The organism is Noviherbaspirillum cavernae, assembly GCF_003590875.1.
GTDB classification, from domain to species: domain Bacteria; phylum Pseudomonadota; class Gammaproteobacteria; order Burkholderiales; family Burkholderiaceae_D; genus Noviherbaspirillum; species Noviherbaspirillum cavernae.
The window spans coordinates 2650029-2665244 of record NZ_QYUN01000002.1; the positions used below are offsets into that span (position 1 = coordinate 2650029).

Annotated in this window: 15 protein-coding genes; 4 read left to right on the forward strand and 11 right to left on the reverse strand. The window is 62.5% G+C overall.

From position 1 onward, the window contains the following. Positions 1–58: 58 nt before the first annotated feature. On the reverse strand, positions 59–727 hold the full coding sequence (locus D3870_RS12440) for a dienelactone hydrolase family protein (RefSeq protein ID WP_119739526.1): 669 nt from the start codon (positions 725–727) through the stop codon (positions 59–61). A gap of 103 nt (positions 728–830) precedes the next feature. Between D3870_RS12440 and D3870_RS22090 the strand changes: the two genes are divergently transcribed. After that, entirely contained in the window at positions 831–1145 is a 315-nt protein-coding gene (locus tag D3870_RS22090) for a hypothetical protein (RefSeq protein WP_147375787.1), read from the forward strand. Positions 1146–1193: 48 nt separating this feature from the next. On the opposite strand, the gene D3870_RS12445 is transcribed toward D3870_RS22090, so the two are convergent. From D3870_RS12445 to D3870_RS12465, 5 genes are all read right to left on the reverse strand, one after another. Then, entirely contained in the window at positions 1194–2228 is a 1035-nt protein-coding gene (locus D3870_RS12445; protein WP_119739527.1) for a UDP-glucuronic acid decarboxylase family protein, read from the reverse strand. Then, positions 2225–3346 (reverse strand): glycosyltransferase family 9 protein, encoded by a 1122-nt coding sequence (locus tag D3870_RS12450; protein ID WP_242489960.1) that lies wholly within the window; start codon positions 3344–3346, stop codon positions 2225–2227. Before D3870_RS12450 ends, D3870_RS12445 begins: the two co-directional genes overlap by 4 nt. After that, positions 3343–5061 carry a carbamoyltransferase family protein gene (locus D3870_RS12455; protein ID WP_119742033.1) on the reverse strand — a complete coding sequence of 573 codons (1719 nt, stop codon included), beginning with the start codon at positions 5059–5061 and terminating at the stop codon, positions 3343–3345. Before D3870_RS12455 ends, D3870_RS12450 begins: the two co-directional genes overlap by 4 nt. A 204-nt stretch (positions 5062–5265) precedes the next feature. Continuing rightward, positions 5266–6531, reverse strand: coding sequence for a cation:proton antiporter (locus tag D3870_RS12460; protein WP_242490071.1), 1266 nt, complete (start codon positions 6529–6531; stop codon positions 5266–5268). 148 nt (positions 6532–6679) lie between these two features. After that, positions 6680–7879 (reverse strand): Hsp20 family protein, encoded by a 1200-nt coding sequence (locus D3870_RS12465; protein ID WP_158590449.1) that lies wholly within the window; start codon positions 7877–7879, stop codon positions 6680–6682. 112 nt (positions 7880–7991) lie between these two features. On the opposite strand from D3870_RS12465, the gene D3870_RS12470 reads away from it, so the two are divergent. Next, positions 7992–9818, forward strand: a complete 1827-nt coding sequence (locus tag D3870_RS12470) for an ABCB family ABC transporter ATP-binding protein/permease (protein WP_242489961.1) — start codon at positions 7992–7994, stop codon at positions 9816–9818. A 70-nt stretch (positions 9819–9888) separates the two neighbouring features. Here the strand turns inward: D3870_RS12470 and D3870_RS23065 are convergent, their stop codons facing one another. After that, positions 9889–10020, reverse strand: a complete 132-nt coding sequence (locus D3870_RS23065) for a hypothetical protein (RefSeq protein ID WP_277986359.1) — start codon at positions 10018–10020, stop codon at positions 9889–9891. Here D3870_RS23065 and D3870_RS12475 point away from each other — a divergent pair. Both D3870_RS12475 and D3870_RS12480 read left to right on the forward strand, forming a co-directional pair. Next, a complete protein-coding gene (locus tag D3870_RS12475; protein ID WP_119739531.1) occupies positions 10019–11146 on the forward strand; it encodes a glycosyltransferase family 2 protein in 1128 nt (375 codons plus the stop codon). The genes D3870_RS23065 and D3870_RS12475 overlap by 2 nt on opposite strands. Positions 11147–11177: 31 nt before the next feature. Further along, positions 11178–12128, forward strand: a complete 951-nt coding sequence (locus D3870_RS12480; RefSeq protein ID WP_119739533.1) for a glycosyltransferase — start codon at positions 11178–11180, stop codon at positions 12126–12128. Positions 12129–12212: 84 nt separating this feature from the next. Here the strand turns inward: D3870_RS12480 and D3870_RS12485 are convergent, their stop codons facing one another. The 4 genes from D3870_RS12485 to D3870_RS12500 all read right to left on the reverse strand — a co-directional run bounded on the left by D3870_RS12485 (position 12213) and on the right by D3870_RS12500 (position 15059). After that, positions 12213–12521: a PRC-barrel domain-containing protein gene (locus D3870_RS12485; RefSeq protein WP_158590450.1), complete on the reverse strand. Its 309-nt coding sequence runs from the start codon at positions 12519–12521 to the stop codon at positions 12213–12215. 41 nt (positions 12522–12562) lie between these two features. Next, a complete protein-coding gene (locus D3870_RS12490) occupies positions 12563–13387 on the reverse strand; it encodes a hypothetical protein (protein ID WP_119739537.1) in 825 nt (274 codons plus the stop codon). Positions 13388–13606: 219 nt separating this feature from the next. Continuing rightward, positions 13607–14443: a mechanosensitive ion channel family protein gene (locus D3870_RS12495; protein WP_242489962.1), complete on the reverse strand. Its 837-nt coding sequence runs from the start codon at positions 14441–14443 to the stop codon at positions 13607–13609. Positions 14444–14585: 142 nt separating this feature from the next. Then, positions 14586–15059 (reverse strand): glycine zipper 2TM domain-containing protein, encoded by a 474-nt coding sequence (locus D3870_RS12500; RefSeq protein ID WP_119739539.1) that lies wholly within the window; start codon positions 15057–15059, stop codon positions 14586–14588. Positions 15060–15216 lie beyond the last annotated feature (157 nt).

The following is a 15216-nucleotide window of genomic DNA, read 5'->3' on the forward strand; positions in this document are numbered from 1 at the left end:
TCGGAATTTTCATTCAGAATTTTCTACGACGACAGGCATGCAGCGCCAAAGCTTGCCGTCAAGCGAGTGCGGGATGCAGGTACCTGAGGAACCACCTTCGCGCAAGCCGCGCCACCACTTCCAGACTGCCGGGCTCGTCGAATGCGTGCGTTGCACCGGGAATGATTTCGAAACGTTTCTTGCAGCGCAGCGTGGCATAGGCGGCACGGTTCATCTCGACGATGCCTTCGTCCAGTCCGCCGACAATCAGCAGCGTCGGTGCGCTGACCTTGCCGAGGATGCCTTGCGCCGCAAGATCGGCACGTCCGCCGCGCGAGACGATCGCGCAGATGCCGCGCCGCATGCCGCCCAGTTGCAGGACGGCGGCCGCGCCCCTGCTGGCGCCATACAAGCCGAGCGGGAGATCGCGGGTCGCGGGGTATTGCCGCAGCCACTCGCATGCGGCGTCGAGCCTGGCGGCCAGCACGCCGGTATCTAGTTCACCCTTGAGCTCACCCTTGCGGCTTGCGGCTTCCTCTGCCGTCAACAGGTCCAGCCACATGGTCCCCAGTCTGGCGCTGCGCAGCACACTCGCCACATAGTCATTGGGCGGGCGGATGCGGTTGCCTGTACCGCCATTGGCAAACACGATGATTCCGAAGCGGTCCTCCGGCAGCCACAACATGCCTTCCATCTCGATCTGGCCGGCTGGAATTCTGACGCGTTCACCCTGCATTGCCAATGCCATTACTGTATCTCCGATGGATTGAGATCATGCCCGTTTCCAAGCCGCCGTCCATGAAGGATCGACATCACGAATGCCGCTATTGGAGGTCGGGAAGAAGTATCCGATGAGTGTCGCAAAGTCCATGCCATCGCGTGTTTCCAGCCGCCAATCACGGGCCATTGCGTCCGGCAAGCACTACGTCCGTCCCTCATCCGATGTTGCACGCGCATTGCACTGCACCGCCAACGTCTCTGACGCGGCAATGGCTTGGGCAACACTCAAGGTGACGGGCTTTGGTGGCGTACTGGGAGGACGCGGAAAGTCGCTGTACTTGTTGCAAGCGGCGAGCAAGGCAATCGATCCAAACAAGCTTGCCGCTATTGTTGCCGCTATTACCGATCGTGTGCAGCGAGTCGCAATTTTTTCAAACCACCCTTGATGGTCGCTCATGATCACATCCTTCACCGTGGTCGAATGGATCTTGCATTCAATGGTGGACATGCAAATTGCGTTCCCGCATGTTCCCGGTCGCATGCGTCTGCCGCGCTGCGGCGAGGTCCGCATGCGCGGCACCGCTGCGCAATTGACGGAAGTAATCGATGGTCCTGGTCAAGCCTTCATCGAGTGCCACCATGGGTTCCCAGTGCAGCGCGTTCCTGGCAAGCGTGATATCCGGCCGTCGCCGCGCGGGATCATCGCCGGGCAACGGCCTCAGGACGATGCTCGAATGTGACATGGAGAGCGCGATGATGTGTTCTGCCAGTTCCAGCATCGTGTGTTCGAGCGGGTTGCCGAGGTTGAGCGGGCCGGTGAAGCCGGGCGGTGTTTGCATCAGCAGCGTCAGCGCCTCGATCAGGTCATCGACGTAGCAGAAGGCGCGCGTCTGCGAGCCGTCGCCGTAGATCGTCAGCGGCTCATCGGCGAGCGCCTGCATGATGAAGTTCGATACCACGCGGCCATCGTCGGGATGCATGCGCGGGCCGTAGGTGTTGAAGATGCGTGCAATTTTCACCTGCAAGCCATGCTGGCGCCGATAGTCCATGAACAGAGTTTCGGCGCAGCGCTTGCCCTCGTCGTAGCAGGAGCGCAATCCGATCGGATTGACGTTGCCCCAGTAGTCTTCCGTCTGCGGATGGACGCCCGGATCGCCGTACACTTCGCTGGTGGACGCCTGCAGTATCTTCGCCTTCAACCTCTTCGCGAGACCCAGCATGTTGATCGCGCCATGCACGCTGGTCTTGGTGGTCTGCACCGGATCGTTCTGGTAATGCACCGGGGAAGCCGGGCAGGCGAGATTGTAGATTTCATCGACTTCGACGTAGAGCGGAAACGTCACATCGTGGCGCAGCAATTCGAAGCGCGGATGTGCGCGCAGATGCGCGATGTTGCGCTTGCTGCCGGTATAGAAGTTATCGACGCACAATACATCGTGGCCCTGCTCCAGCAGGTATTCGCACAGATGCGAACCGAGGAAGCCCGCGCCGCCGGTGACGAGGATGCGCTTGCAATCGCTTTCTTTCATGAACAGACTCCTGCTGCATGCGCCGAAGGAAGGCCGGATTGCGATGCATCCAGCAGCCGCACGGTGGCGGCATGCACCGATTCCACGCTGACATGGTGCGCGCACGGATGTCCGATCGGACACACCTGGTGCATGCACGGCCGGCAATCCGCCGCCGCGCCGACGAGCGTGTGCCGCTCATGGTCGAGCGGCGCCCAGCGGCGCGGGTCCGAGCCGCAGCACACGACGACGCTGGGCGTTGCGAGCGCCGCCGCGATGTGGGAGATGCCTGTGTCGTTGCACACCACCAATCGCGCCTGCGCGAGCAGCGCCGCCACAGCGCCGAGGCTGGTCTTGCCGCACAAGTCGATCGCGGGGGCGCGCATCGCACCGCGCACCGCTTGCACGATTTCATGCTCGTCCCCGGAACCGGTCAGCACGACCTGCAGGCCGGATTCCGCCAGGCGATCGGCGACGGCGGCAAAGCGCTGCGGCAGCCAGCGGCGCGACGGCAGGCGCGCACCGGGATGCACGCACACATAGGAGCCGGGAGCCGGCACCACAGTGCCGCAGCGGCACAGCGCCGCCTCATCCGTCGCCGACAGCGGAAACTCGAGCGACTCGCCCTGCGGCGGCACGCCGAGAAACGCCATCAGGCGCACGAAGCGCCGCACTTCATGCTCGCCGTCCAGCCATGGGATGAAGCTTTCGAAATCGGGGCAATACTGATCCATGCGGTAAAACCCGGCAACGCGTTTCGCGCCGAACAGCATGGCCAGCGGGTTGCTGAGATTGCCGCTGCCGTGCATCTGGATCACGAGGTCGAATTCGCGGCGCTGCGCTTCCTGCAGGAATGACGGCATGAGCGCGGGCTGCGCCTGTTGTTCGGGAAAGGCGGGAAATCCGGGAAATGCCAGCAAGTCGTCGAGATAGATGCCGAAGCGCTGCACAAAGGCGGCGGCCCACGGCATGCCGATCAGCGTGATATGCGAATGCGGCGCGGCAGCGCGCAATGCACGCAAGGCCGGCACGGCGCACAGCATGTCGCCCAGCTGCAGCGCGCGGAAGACTGCAATTTTCTGCGGTGGCGGCACACCGAATTTTCGTACCGGACGCTGGAGGATGCGCGCCGTGCTCACGGCTGCTTTTCCATCAGGAAGGGGCCGATTGCCAGCGCATCGAGCGGCGTGCTGCAGAAGGATTCGACCGCATCGCGCGGATTGCAGACGATCGGCTCGCCGCGCGTGTTGAACGAGGTATTGATCAGCACCGGCACGCCGGTGCGGTCGGCGAATGCGCGCAACAGATCATGGTAGACCGCGTTCTGTCTGCGGTTAATGGTCTGGATGCGCGCCGTGCCATCGACGTGACGCACCGCCGGAATGCGGTCAGCCTTGCCCGCCTGCACCTCGTACACGAACACCATGAACGGCGACACGCCGCCATTCACGAACCAGTGCGCGGCCTCTTCCTCCAGCACAACCGGCGCAACGGGACGGAAATCTTCGCGATCCTTGATCGCGTTGAGCCGCGCCTGCATCGTGGCATCGATCGGCGACGCAAGGATGGAGCGCGCGCCCAGCGCACGCGGACCGAATTCCATCCGCCCCTGGAACCAGCCGATCACCTTGTTCTGCGTCAGCAGATCGGCCACTTCCCCGGCCAGATCGCCAGCGCGCCGGTACGGCAGCTTCGTCTGTTTGAGAAAGACTTCGATTTCTCCATCGTCATAGGCGGGCCCGAGAAAGGCATGATCCATCCGCCAATGCGGCCTGGATGCGCCGCTGCGCTCGGCATCGATCCACAGCGCCGCCCCCAGCGACGTGCCGGAATCGCCCGACGCCGGCTGCACCCACACGCGTGAAAACGCGCTGCAATCGCGTATTCGCGCATTGAGCACGCAGTTCAGCGCAACGCCGCCCGCCATGCACAGGTTATAAGCGCGCGTCTGCTGGTGCAGCCAATCGACCATTTGCAGTACGGTCTCCTCCAGCACTTGCTGCAAGGAGGCGGCGATGTTCATGTGCGTTTGCGTGAATTCGCTGCCGCGCCTGCGCACCGGACCGAACAGCCGGCCCCAGTCGGCGGGGTTCACCTCATAACCGCCATCGCCGCGATAGCGCAGCACTTCGCGCAGCAGCGGCGCATAGACCGGCTTGCCGAACGACGCGAGCGCCATGACCTTGTATTCATCGGAGGAATGCAGGAAACCGAGATGCGCGGTGAGTGCTTCGTACAGCAGGCCGAGAGAATGCGGCAGATTGACCTGGCGGATGCGGCGGTAGCGGCGGTCTTGATAGATGCCGTAACTGGTGGTGGCACGCTCTCCTCGCCCGTCCATTGTCAGCACCGCACAGTCGTCGAAAGGCGATGCAAGGCATGCGCTCGCCTCATGCGCCAGATGATGCTCGACGAAATGCCATTGGAACGGCCCGTCGTGGCGCACGCCGCGAAAACGGTCCTTCAGATGATGCGGCGCGCCGCTGGCGAGCTGGCGCGGCGCGTTCACGATGGACGCAAGAAACAGCGGGTCCCACGGCGACAGCCACTCCGACGCGTGCGCGGACGGCTCCAGCGGCAGCGAGATGGTGGCACTGTCCTGGCAAGGACCAAGCAGCAGCGATGGATCGAATGAATAGGCGACATGATCGACGTCGGCCAGCATGATGCCGGCCTCGCGCAGACAGTAATCGATCGCGTGGAACGGAAGCTGCCATGTGCTGAACGGCAGCGGCCGCTTGCCGTGCTTGATGCGGGTGAAGCGCTCTTCTTCCGCGGCGGCAAGGACGACGCCGTCATGCACTAGCGTTGCGGAACAGTCGTGGTAAGCCGCATTGATGCCCAATGTAAACACATCGTTCTCCTGCACGATTGAACCCGGCCGTATCTGCCAGGGCAATGATCCTGCAGGCTCAAGCAAGTGATGTACCCGTGACGGCGAATGCCCGGAATGCAGCGGCGGCGCGCTTCGTCCGGGCAGAAACGTCACGCTCCCGGGACGATACGTAATAAATACAGCGGCTTGTAAATCGCACTGCCTTTTCCGGCGGCACCGGCATCACGATGCAGGACGCCGCTTGTAGTACAGATCCATCAAGGGCGTGGCGGAAATGCCGTGCAGCACGATCGACATCGCAAGCACGGTCAACACCAGCGGAATGAAGCGCTGCGACAGGTCCGGCTGCCATTCATGCTGCAGCGCGAACGCGAGGTAATACAGCGAACCGAGTCCGCGTATGCCGAACCACGCCAGCAAGCCGCGCTGCAACGGCGTCACGTGCGTGCCCGCCAGCACCGCGAATGCCGAAAGCGGCCGAATCACCAGCAGCAGCAAGACGGCAATCAGGACGCCTTCGAGCGACAGGCCGCTGCCGGAGATCATGATGCCGAGCAGCAGCACCATCACGAATTCGGCGATGTGTTCAAGCTGCTGATTGAAGTCGAGGACCACTTCCGCCATGTACGCCGGCGCCTTGTCCGGATCGGTGGCGATCGCCGCCGGATCGCCGAGCGGCATGGCACCGATGGCAACCGTTGCCGGTCCCTCCTCGCCGCTCGCCTTGTGCTCGATGCCGCGCATCGTCACCCCCGCCGCAAACACGGCGAGAAAGCCGATGCCGTGAATCAGGTGCGACACGCCGTAGGACAGCGCGATCAAGCCGAGCGCGAGAAACTCTTCCATGCCGAGTGCCTGATGATGGTGTTGGCGCAAATACAGCGCCAGACTGACGACCACCTTGCCCAGCAGCCAGCCGCAGGCCAGTCCGCTCGCGACGCCCCAAACCGCCCACGCCAGTGCCCATGGACCGGCATAGTTGCCGGTGGCGGCATCCTGCACGCCCAGCAAAAACAGGCCGAGCATGGCGAACGGATAGGCGGTGCCGTCGTTCAGACCGCCCTCGCCGCTCAGGCTGAAACGGATGCGGTCGCGGTCGCCGACGTCGCGGATTTGCACATCGGAGGCCAGCACGGGATCGGTTGGCGCCAGGATCGCCGCCAGCAAAAGGGCCGCGCCCAGCGGCAGATGCAGCATGAACATGCCGGCCGCGCTCAACAGCACGATGGTCACCAGCATGCCGCCGACACCGAGCCGCCACGGCAGCCTCCATAGCGGATCCGACAGTTCCACCCGCAGGCGCAGTCCGACCGAAAACAGCGATATCAGCAGTGCAATCTCCGCGATCAGCGTCAGGACATCGGCATTCTGCTTCAGGTCGAGCGCAACCAGCGCCGCGCCCGACGGGCCGAGCGCATAGCCGATTGCGAGATAGAACATGGCGGGGCTGAGAGGAAGACGCTGCAGTACGGAACCGAGCAGGCCCATCAGGATCAGCAATGCGCCGATGATCAGAAACCAGAGCGTGACGATATCGATATGCTTGCCTCCGGATGCGTGGCGACAGAGTGGCGGCACGCAGTCTGCATGCCGGGCATGTCATGCGGAATGCGGCGCACCTGACGCCGAGGCAAGGTTACCGGATGTCGATGCGTCTGCCTTGCTGCGTGCTGCGCGTCACAGGTATCGTGACCTCCAGCACGCCGTCGCGCATGGATGCCGATGCCGCATCCATGTCGGTGCCGGCCGGCAGCGATACTTCACGATAGAAGTGGCCGTAGGAGCGTTCCATCTCGCGGTAGGCACCGCTCTCGCGCCGGGTATCGTGATGCCGGTCGCCCTCGATGATCAGTTTGTCGTTCTGTATCTGCAATTGCACATCTTCACGCTTGACGCCGGGTAGGTCTGCCGAGATCACGAGCTCGCCGCCGCGCTGCGCAACCTCCAGCGACGGCATCCACTCGCCCGCCGTGCTCTGGCCGCTTGTCTCGCCCGCCACATCGCGCATGGCAGACATCGGCCGCCCGACGAATTTTTCGAAGACATGATCCATTTCTTCCGTCATGCGCCGCATCATCGCGACCGGGTCTTCCCAGCCATGCAGAAACTGCGGCAACCAGGATGCCGGTTGCGCGGCAGATGACGATTCATCCGCCTTCGCCTTTTTCTGCGGCGGCCGCGTCGCCTCGTCCTCCATCTTCATGGAAATCTCGACGGCTTCCGCATGCTCGTTGCCGGAAACCCCGCCCCCCGTTTCCGGTATGCCGGGGTCTTCGTTGCCATCCCAGCCTTCGGAACCGGCCGCATAGCCGGCGGCTGCCACTTGCTGGCCGTCGGAACCTTCCTCGCCGGAATAGCCGAAATGCCGGGCATGCAGATCATCCGCCGCGCCCGTTGTTACCTGTCCCGACTCGACGAGTTTCTTGAGGCGGGCCAGATCCTGCTCGGCACGCTGCCTCAGTTCCAGCTCCGGATTGCCCGGTTGCGAAGAAGTCGGTCGCTGTCCATCGTGTACATCGTCGTCGTTGCATTCCATGGCCAGTGTCACACGGGTCTTTCCTTGCGTCACAGACTGCATTTCCATTCTGCCCGTGTTTTTCGGGCCGCCGATGTTGCGCCAGGCAATGCATCGATCCGGAACTTGTTCGGTAATTTCGGCATCCCATTGCATGGTTTGCGCAGCGATCCTCGTACGCCAGTGCAAATGCGTCGCATCGACCTGCCGTACCGCGTCGACCCCTTGCATGAATTGCGGATATTGATCGAAGCGCGTCAGTTGCTGATACACGACGTGAATCGGGACATTCACCTCGATTGACTGCTGAACTCTTGCCATGGTGAAGCTCCTTCCCTGTTCCCTGCCACATGATTCACGGGAAAGCGACAGCAAGTTCCATACCATTTAACGGTTCCGTCAACGTGCATGACACAAGCCATGTACACAAGCCATGTCGCTCGACACCTCCCGGGAAACCTCGCCAGCCGTCGGCTCCAGAGTCGCTGAAACCAGGGTGATGCACGATCTCTGGAGACTCGTCTCGCAGTTCAAGGGGCGCATCTTTCTCGCGCTGCTCTTCCTGGTGCTGGCGAAGGTCGCGGTCGTCTCGGTGCCGTTGTCGCTCAAGCGCATCGTCGATGAGCTGTCGCGCCCCGAGCAGATCGCGGCGCTGCCCGTCGTGCTGCTGGTGGGTTATGCGTTGCTGCGCTTTGCCAGCACGCTGTTCAACGAGTTGCGCGACCTTGCCTTTTCGCGCGTAACGCAACACACCGTCGCGGCCTATGCCCAGAACACGTTCGCCCATCTGCATGCGCTAGGTTCGCGCTACCACGCACAGCGCCGCATCGGCGGATTGCTGCCCGACATCGACCGCGGCACCAGCGGCATTGCCTTCCTGCTCGGCGTCGGTTTGTTCACGCTGGTGCCGACGCTGCTGGAGATCGGCATGGTGGGCGCCATCATCAGCGCGCGCTACAGCTACTGGTACACCGCGTTGCTCGCGGTAACCTTCCTCATCTACTGCGGCTTCACACTGTTCTTTACCGCAAGGCGCACGATCCATCAGCGGCGCGTCAACCGCCTCGACTCCAGTGCAAAGAGCCTGCTTGCCGACAGCCTGATCAACTATGACAACGTCAAGTATTTCACCAACGAAAAACTGGAATCCAGCCGCTTCGGCGGCATCATGGATCACTGGATCGAAGCGGCCGTCGCCAACCAGAAGGCGCTGTTTCTGCTGCATGTCGGGCAAAGCGCCATCATCGCGCTGGGCGTGGCCTCGGTCATGCTGCTGGCCGGACAGGGTGTGCTCACGCAACAGATGACGGTGGGCGACCTGATCCTGATCAACGCCTACGTGATCCAGATCTGCCTGCCGCTCAATGCACTCGGTTTCGTCTACCGCGAAGCGAAGGATGCGCTGGTCAATGCCGAGAAGCTGTTCCAGCTGCTGCGTGAAAAGCCCGAGATCGACGACCCGCCGGGCCGTCCTGCATTGCATGCGACGCATGGCGAAGTGACATTCGAGAATGTCAATTTCGGCTACGAGGCGACGCGGCCGATCCTGCACAACGTCAACTTCCGCGTGCCGGCCGGCGGCACTGTCGCGGTGGTGGGCGGCAGCGGTTCCGGCAAATCGACGCTGGCGCGCCTGCTGCTGCGTTTCTACGATGTCGGCAGCGGACGCGTGCTGATCGACGGTCAGGATATTCGCAGCGTCAGCGCGAAGAGCCTGCGCGAAGCGATCGGCGTGGTGCCGCAGGACACGCTGCTGTTCAACGACACGATCGCCTACAACATCGGCTATGGCCGCAACGGCGCAACGATGGAACAGATCATCGCGGCAGCGAAGGCCGCGCATGTCCATCACTTCATCGACTCGTTGCCGCAAAAATACGAAACGCCGGTGGGGGAACGCGGTGTCAAGTTGTCGGGCGGCGAGAAGCAGCGCATCGCGATTGCCCGCGCCATACTCAAGAATCCGCCGATCCTGATTTTCGACGAAGCCACGTCCGCCCTCGACACGCAGTCGGAACGCGCGATCCAGGCGGAGCTGGATCAGCTGGCGCACAACCGTACCACGCTGGTCATCGCACACCGCCTGTCAACCGTGGTCGGCGCGCATGAAATCCTGGTCATGGAACGCGGACGCATCGTGGAGCGCGGCACGCACAGCCAGCTGCTGGCCCACGGCGGCATTTACGCGCGCCTCTGGCAACTGCAGGAGCGCACCGAAGCCACGGCACAGCCTGACGGCACGGTGCAATTGATGAAATGAAACGCCCGGGTGAAAGCGTTGCATGACAAACATGCGATGCAGAAAAAACCCAGCATGCCCGCAGGCAATTTCACGCGGGAACGGCTTTTGCTGAATGCGCATGCAGGCTGAACTTCTTTGCGCCTGATCCGCTCGTAATAACAGCAAACCGCGGCGCAGCATTCAGCGATCCGCTCAGACATTCCTTCAGGTAAGCATTCATGTCGAAAGTCCTTGCATTCAAGCGCAGCCGCAAACGCTCCGCGATCTGTCAGGAAGGCGCCACGCTCGAGAGCAGTGCCGTCGAGGCGGGCTGGCGCATCAACGCGCAACCGACCGCCGCGCGCACAAGCCGCTGGCAATCCGCATCGGAAGACGTCCAGGTGTCGGTCGTGGTGCCGACCTGCGGCAGGCCCGAACTGTTGAATCGTTGCGTCGCCAGCCTGGTTCTGCAAACCTTCGACCCCGAGCGCTTCGAAATCATCGTCGTCGACGATCGCCCGAGCCCGGACACCGAGGCCGTGGTGCGGCGCTGGGCGCAGCATGCGTCGCCGGACGGCCTCAGGGTGACCTACATTCCGTCGTCCGGCCCGCACGGACCGGCCGCCGCGCGCAACCGCGGGTGGCATGCGGCGCGCGGCGAGATCATCGCCTTCACCGACGACGACACGGTCGCCAGCCCCGACTGGATCGAGCACGGCCTGCGCGCATTCAAGAACGACGTGCATGCGGTGCGGGGCCGCATCACGATGCCGCTGAACGGCACGCCGACCGATTACGAACGCGATGCGCGCAATCTGGAGACGGCCGAATTCGTCACCGCCAACTGCTTCTGCCGCAAGCGCGTGCTGAAAGACCTGGGCGGTTTCGACGAGCGCTTCCGCTTCGCATGGCGCGAGGATTCCGACCTATATTTCCGCCTGCTCGATTACCGCGCGCGCATCGTGCATGCGCCCAATGCCGTCATCACGCATCCGATCCGTCCCGCCGACTGGGGCGTCAGCCTGTCGCAGACGAAGAAGATGCAATTCGATGCGCTGCTGTTCAAGAAGCATCCGGTGCGCTATCGCGAAAAAATCCGCGCCGCGCCGCGCTGGGACTACTACCTGATCGTCGCGGCCCTGCTGGTTTGTGTCGCTGCATTGGCGATGGCGCGCCACGACATCGCGGCAGTTGCGGGCGCGGTGTGGCTGTGCATGACGGCGCGTTTCTGCTTTCTGCGGCTGCGGCACACATCCAGATCGCCCGCTCATGTGGCCGAGATGATCGTCACGTCGGCCCTGATTCCACCGGCTGCGGTCTTCTGGCGCGCGGTTGGCGCGCTCCGCTTCCGCGCAGGCTTTCTTTGAGCGAGTACCCGACAAGGCACACGCTCGCGCCATGCAAAAAAGACTGAAAATCCTGACCTGGCACACACATGGCAGCTACCTCCACTACCTGAGCCGGGCGCCGCACGATTTCCATGTTCTCTCCAAACCGGACCGCCCGCCCGGTTATGGCGGAAAATGCGGCCACCTGCCGTGGGGCGAGAACGTGATCGACATGCCGGTCGCTGAAGTCAGGAATCATCAGTTCGATTGCATCCTGTTCCAGGATGACGCGCAATACCTGACGGATCAGCATGTCTACCTGAGCGAAGCGCAGCGCCGCCTGCCGAAAATCTATCTCGAACACGACACCCCGCGCGATCATCCGACCGCCATGCCGCATCCCGTCGATGACCCCGCGATCCTGCTGGTGCATGTCACGCACTTCAATGCCTTGATGTGGGACAACCGCCGTACGCCGGTACGCATCATCGAGCATGGCGTGAGCGTGCCCGACGGGGTGGACTATGACGGCGGCAAGGCACGCGGTCTGGTCGTGGTCAATCATCTGGCCAGGCGCGGCCGACGCCTGGGCAGCGACCTCTATCTACGTGCGCGGGAGCAGGTGCCGCTCGACCTGGTCGGCATGGGTGCGGATGAAATGCCCGGCGGCCTCGGTGAAATCCTGCATGCGCAGCTGCCCGCGTTCGCCGCCGCCTACCGTTTCTTCTTCCATCCGATCCGCTATACCAGCCTCGGCCTCGCCGTCATCGAGGCGATGATGGTGGGCGTGCCGGTAGTGGCGCTGGCGACCACCGAGATGCCGACTGTCATCGACAACGGCGTATCGGGCTACGCAAACACCAATCTCGACAAGCTGATCATCCACATGCAAGACCTGCTGGCCGATCCGGACGGGGCGCGCCTGCTGGGCGTCGCCGGACAGCGCATCGCGCGCGAACGCTTCCACATCGGCCGATTCGTTGAAGACTGGAATTCGGCCTTCAGAATGGTTGCGATGTAGCAGGATACTTTCAGCTGCGCCGGTACAGAAGCAATGCCGCGCCGCAGCGCGCACCGGCAACCTTTTCCTGCCGGCCGTCAATATTCAGGACCAGGTGTAGAACACCAGCCGCGCCAGTGCCGAATCGAAGTACAGCGTCTTCCACGGAATCGCAACCCGGGAAACGCGCCGCCCTTTGCGGCATGCCACCATCACATAGCGTACCTGTCGTGTGCGTACGTCGACAATCAAGTGTTCCACCCTCCCGATCGGCTCGCCTTCAGCCGTCACGACCGGACATTCGCGCAACATGTCCGTCGCACAGGATTCGCCAGAAGAAACACGGGCCAGACGCACCGGTTTCTCGTTTCTCGATTGCTGCGCCTTGTCAGCGCTGCCGACTGTACGTTGCATGTTCCCTTCCTTCATCGATCAAGATTGCGGCCGGGCCTGCGTCACGAGGTGCGCACCGGCGTCCCCATCGTTCCAGACCAACTGATACGGCGCGCACCTGCCGCGCCCAACGCGCCGCCCCCGATGCCGACTGCCAATGCCAGCGCCACGGCGGCAAACACGACCCATGCCGCCGCGCCCGCGCCCTGGACCGCTGTTTCCACCGCGGCACGTCCTTGCGGCGAGGCGCTCTCCGCCGAACCGGACAGGACCAGCGCCTGGTCCACGATTTTCTCTGCGCGTGCGCGATCCATTCCGGTGGCATCGGTCAATTGCGTAATTGCCTCTTCGCGCCGTCCCGCTTGTATCGCTTGCTGGAAGTTCTGCAATTCTTCGGCATCCATGATCCCGTTCTGGCCGCGCATCATCGCGCCCGTATCACCCTCCACTGCGCCGCGCGCGATCTGGCCCACGTTGGCAAACACGCCGCTGATCAGCGATCCGCCGGCCGAAGTCGCCAGCACGGCAAACAGGATGGTGGTCACAGCCCACGACACCGCGCCATGCAACACGCCATCGGATTTGCGCTTCAAACCGGACATGCGCGCTGCCACGTAACCGCCGGCGAAGGCCGCAATGAGCATGCTGACACCGGCCCACAGTAACGGCCCCGCTCCGACATTGTCGTCTTGCGTCATACCCGCGCTGGAAAGGCCGCTGGCGATGCCCAGTAAAGTCAGCGCCAGCTGAATCGAAATGCCGACGGCCACCCCTGCCAGCACGGCGCCCCAGCGTATGGCCGGAAACAGCGGCTGTCGCAGGTACTCGGCAGGCATTGCAGCGTCAACCCCGATTTCGCTGCTGGTGGATTGTGGGAAGGTCGCCATCTCCGTTGCTCCTGTAAAAGCGGAAGGAAGCAAACCTGCAAATTGTTGTCTCGTGGCGGAGGGCTTCCTCTCCTTCATAAACTGCAACAACCATGCCAAAAAATCCGCACGGACGGAGAGGATTGAGATTCATTCAAGTTATCAGGCTCGCGCAGGAACGCAAGGAATTGAAAAACAAAGTTACCAATTGCAGTCGCAAACGGTGCATGGCTGCGGTTTTCACCCCTCTTTCGCTCTCATCTCGTCCAGCGTTATCTTCATGCGCCGCAGAAACTCGTGGCGCACGTGCCACTGTTTTGCGGGAATGACCTTGATGCGACCCCGCACATTGACCGATGCGGCCTCGATCTTTTCCACGCCGGCGATATCGATGTCGTCAAGAATGAGCGATCCAAGCACGGTATCCTGCCGCATCTCGTCGCTGGTACGGCGCATGGCCGCGAACAGGGTTTCCATATCCTCGCTGCGCGGCACGTTCAGGTCGATGATGGCATAGGCGAAATCGCGGCTCTTGTTGGTCACCGTCGTGATCATGCCGTTGGGAATGAAGTGCACGCTGCCGTCATAATCGCGGATACGGATGTGGCGCAAGGTCACGCGCTCGACATATCCCGACTTGCCTGCCGCTTCGATGGTGTCGCCCTCGCTGACCTGATTCTCTATCAACAGGAACAGGCCGCTGAAAAAATCCTTCACCAGACTCTGCGCGCCGAAACCGACCGCGATGCCTGCCACCCCGGCGGTCGCAATGACGGGCGCGACCGATATCCCGAGTTCACTCATGGTCAGCATCGCCGCCATCGCGGTGATCACGACGTTCGAGGTATACCGGAACACGCTGGTCAAGGTTCCGATGCGCCTGGAATCGCGCAGTTCGGTCGTCCGCGTGACGATGTGATCACGAAACGCGGTCAGCAGCCTGCGCAGAAAACCCAGCGATATGCCGGCAAGCAGCCAGATGAGGAAGATACGGCCAAACGTGCGCCCCGTACCGAGCCATGGATTCAATGCATCGAAGTCGAACATCATGTCGTTGATTCTTCTTGTTGGAAACATGCTTCGGCGGTCCGCACACGCCAATGCAGCCCCATCAGCGCCGCGGGCCGCGACGTCAAGTGGGGCTGCATCTGCAACCGGAAAGGAAGCGGCCAACGTGTCGATGCGTGCCGATGCGTTGTGCCTTTATCAAGAAGACCGTTTACCTGGCGATACGTTCGACGATCGCGCCGTTTTGCAGCCTGACGCGTTCGCCCTTCTGCACGGCAGGCGGCGCATCCTGCGTGAGCGTCTGCGTGGAGCCGTTATCCATCACCACCACAACACGATAGGATTGTTCGCCGGCACTCATGTTCTTCGACACCTGGTTTCCTGCCAGCGCGCCGCCTGCCGCACCCGCAACAGTCGCGGCGGTTCGTCCGGTACCCGATCCGATCTGATTGCCGAGCAGGCCGCCGACCACAGCGCCGCCCACCATTCCCAGCGCCGAACCTTGCGCTTGACGCTGCACCACGTCAATCGATTGCACCACGCCATAGCCGCTGGCACTGCTGGTCGATGCAGCGCTGGCCGGAGAAGTGCTGTTGCCGTAGGTCGGCTGCGAGGTGCTGCCGCATGCGCCAAGAGCGAACACGACGGGGACGATGGCCAACGCTTTCATTTTTCCTGGGGACATATCGGGCTCCTCTGAGAATGGTCTTTACATACCGTCACCAAGGATGGCATGCAGGGAACATGCCAATGCATCTCGATCGAAGGCCTCGCCATATCCATACGCAAAGCCGAATGCTCTTGCGTAATTGTTTCTATCGCTCCCCCTGCATCCCGCGTTT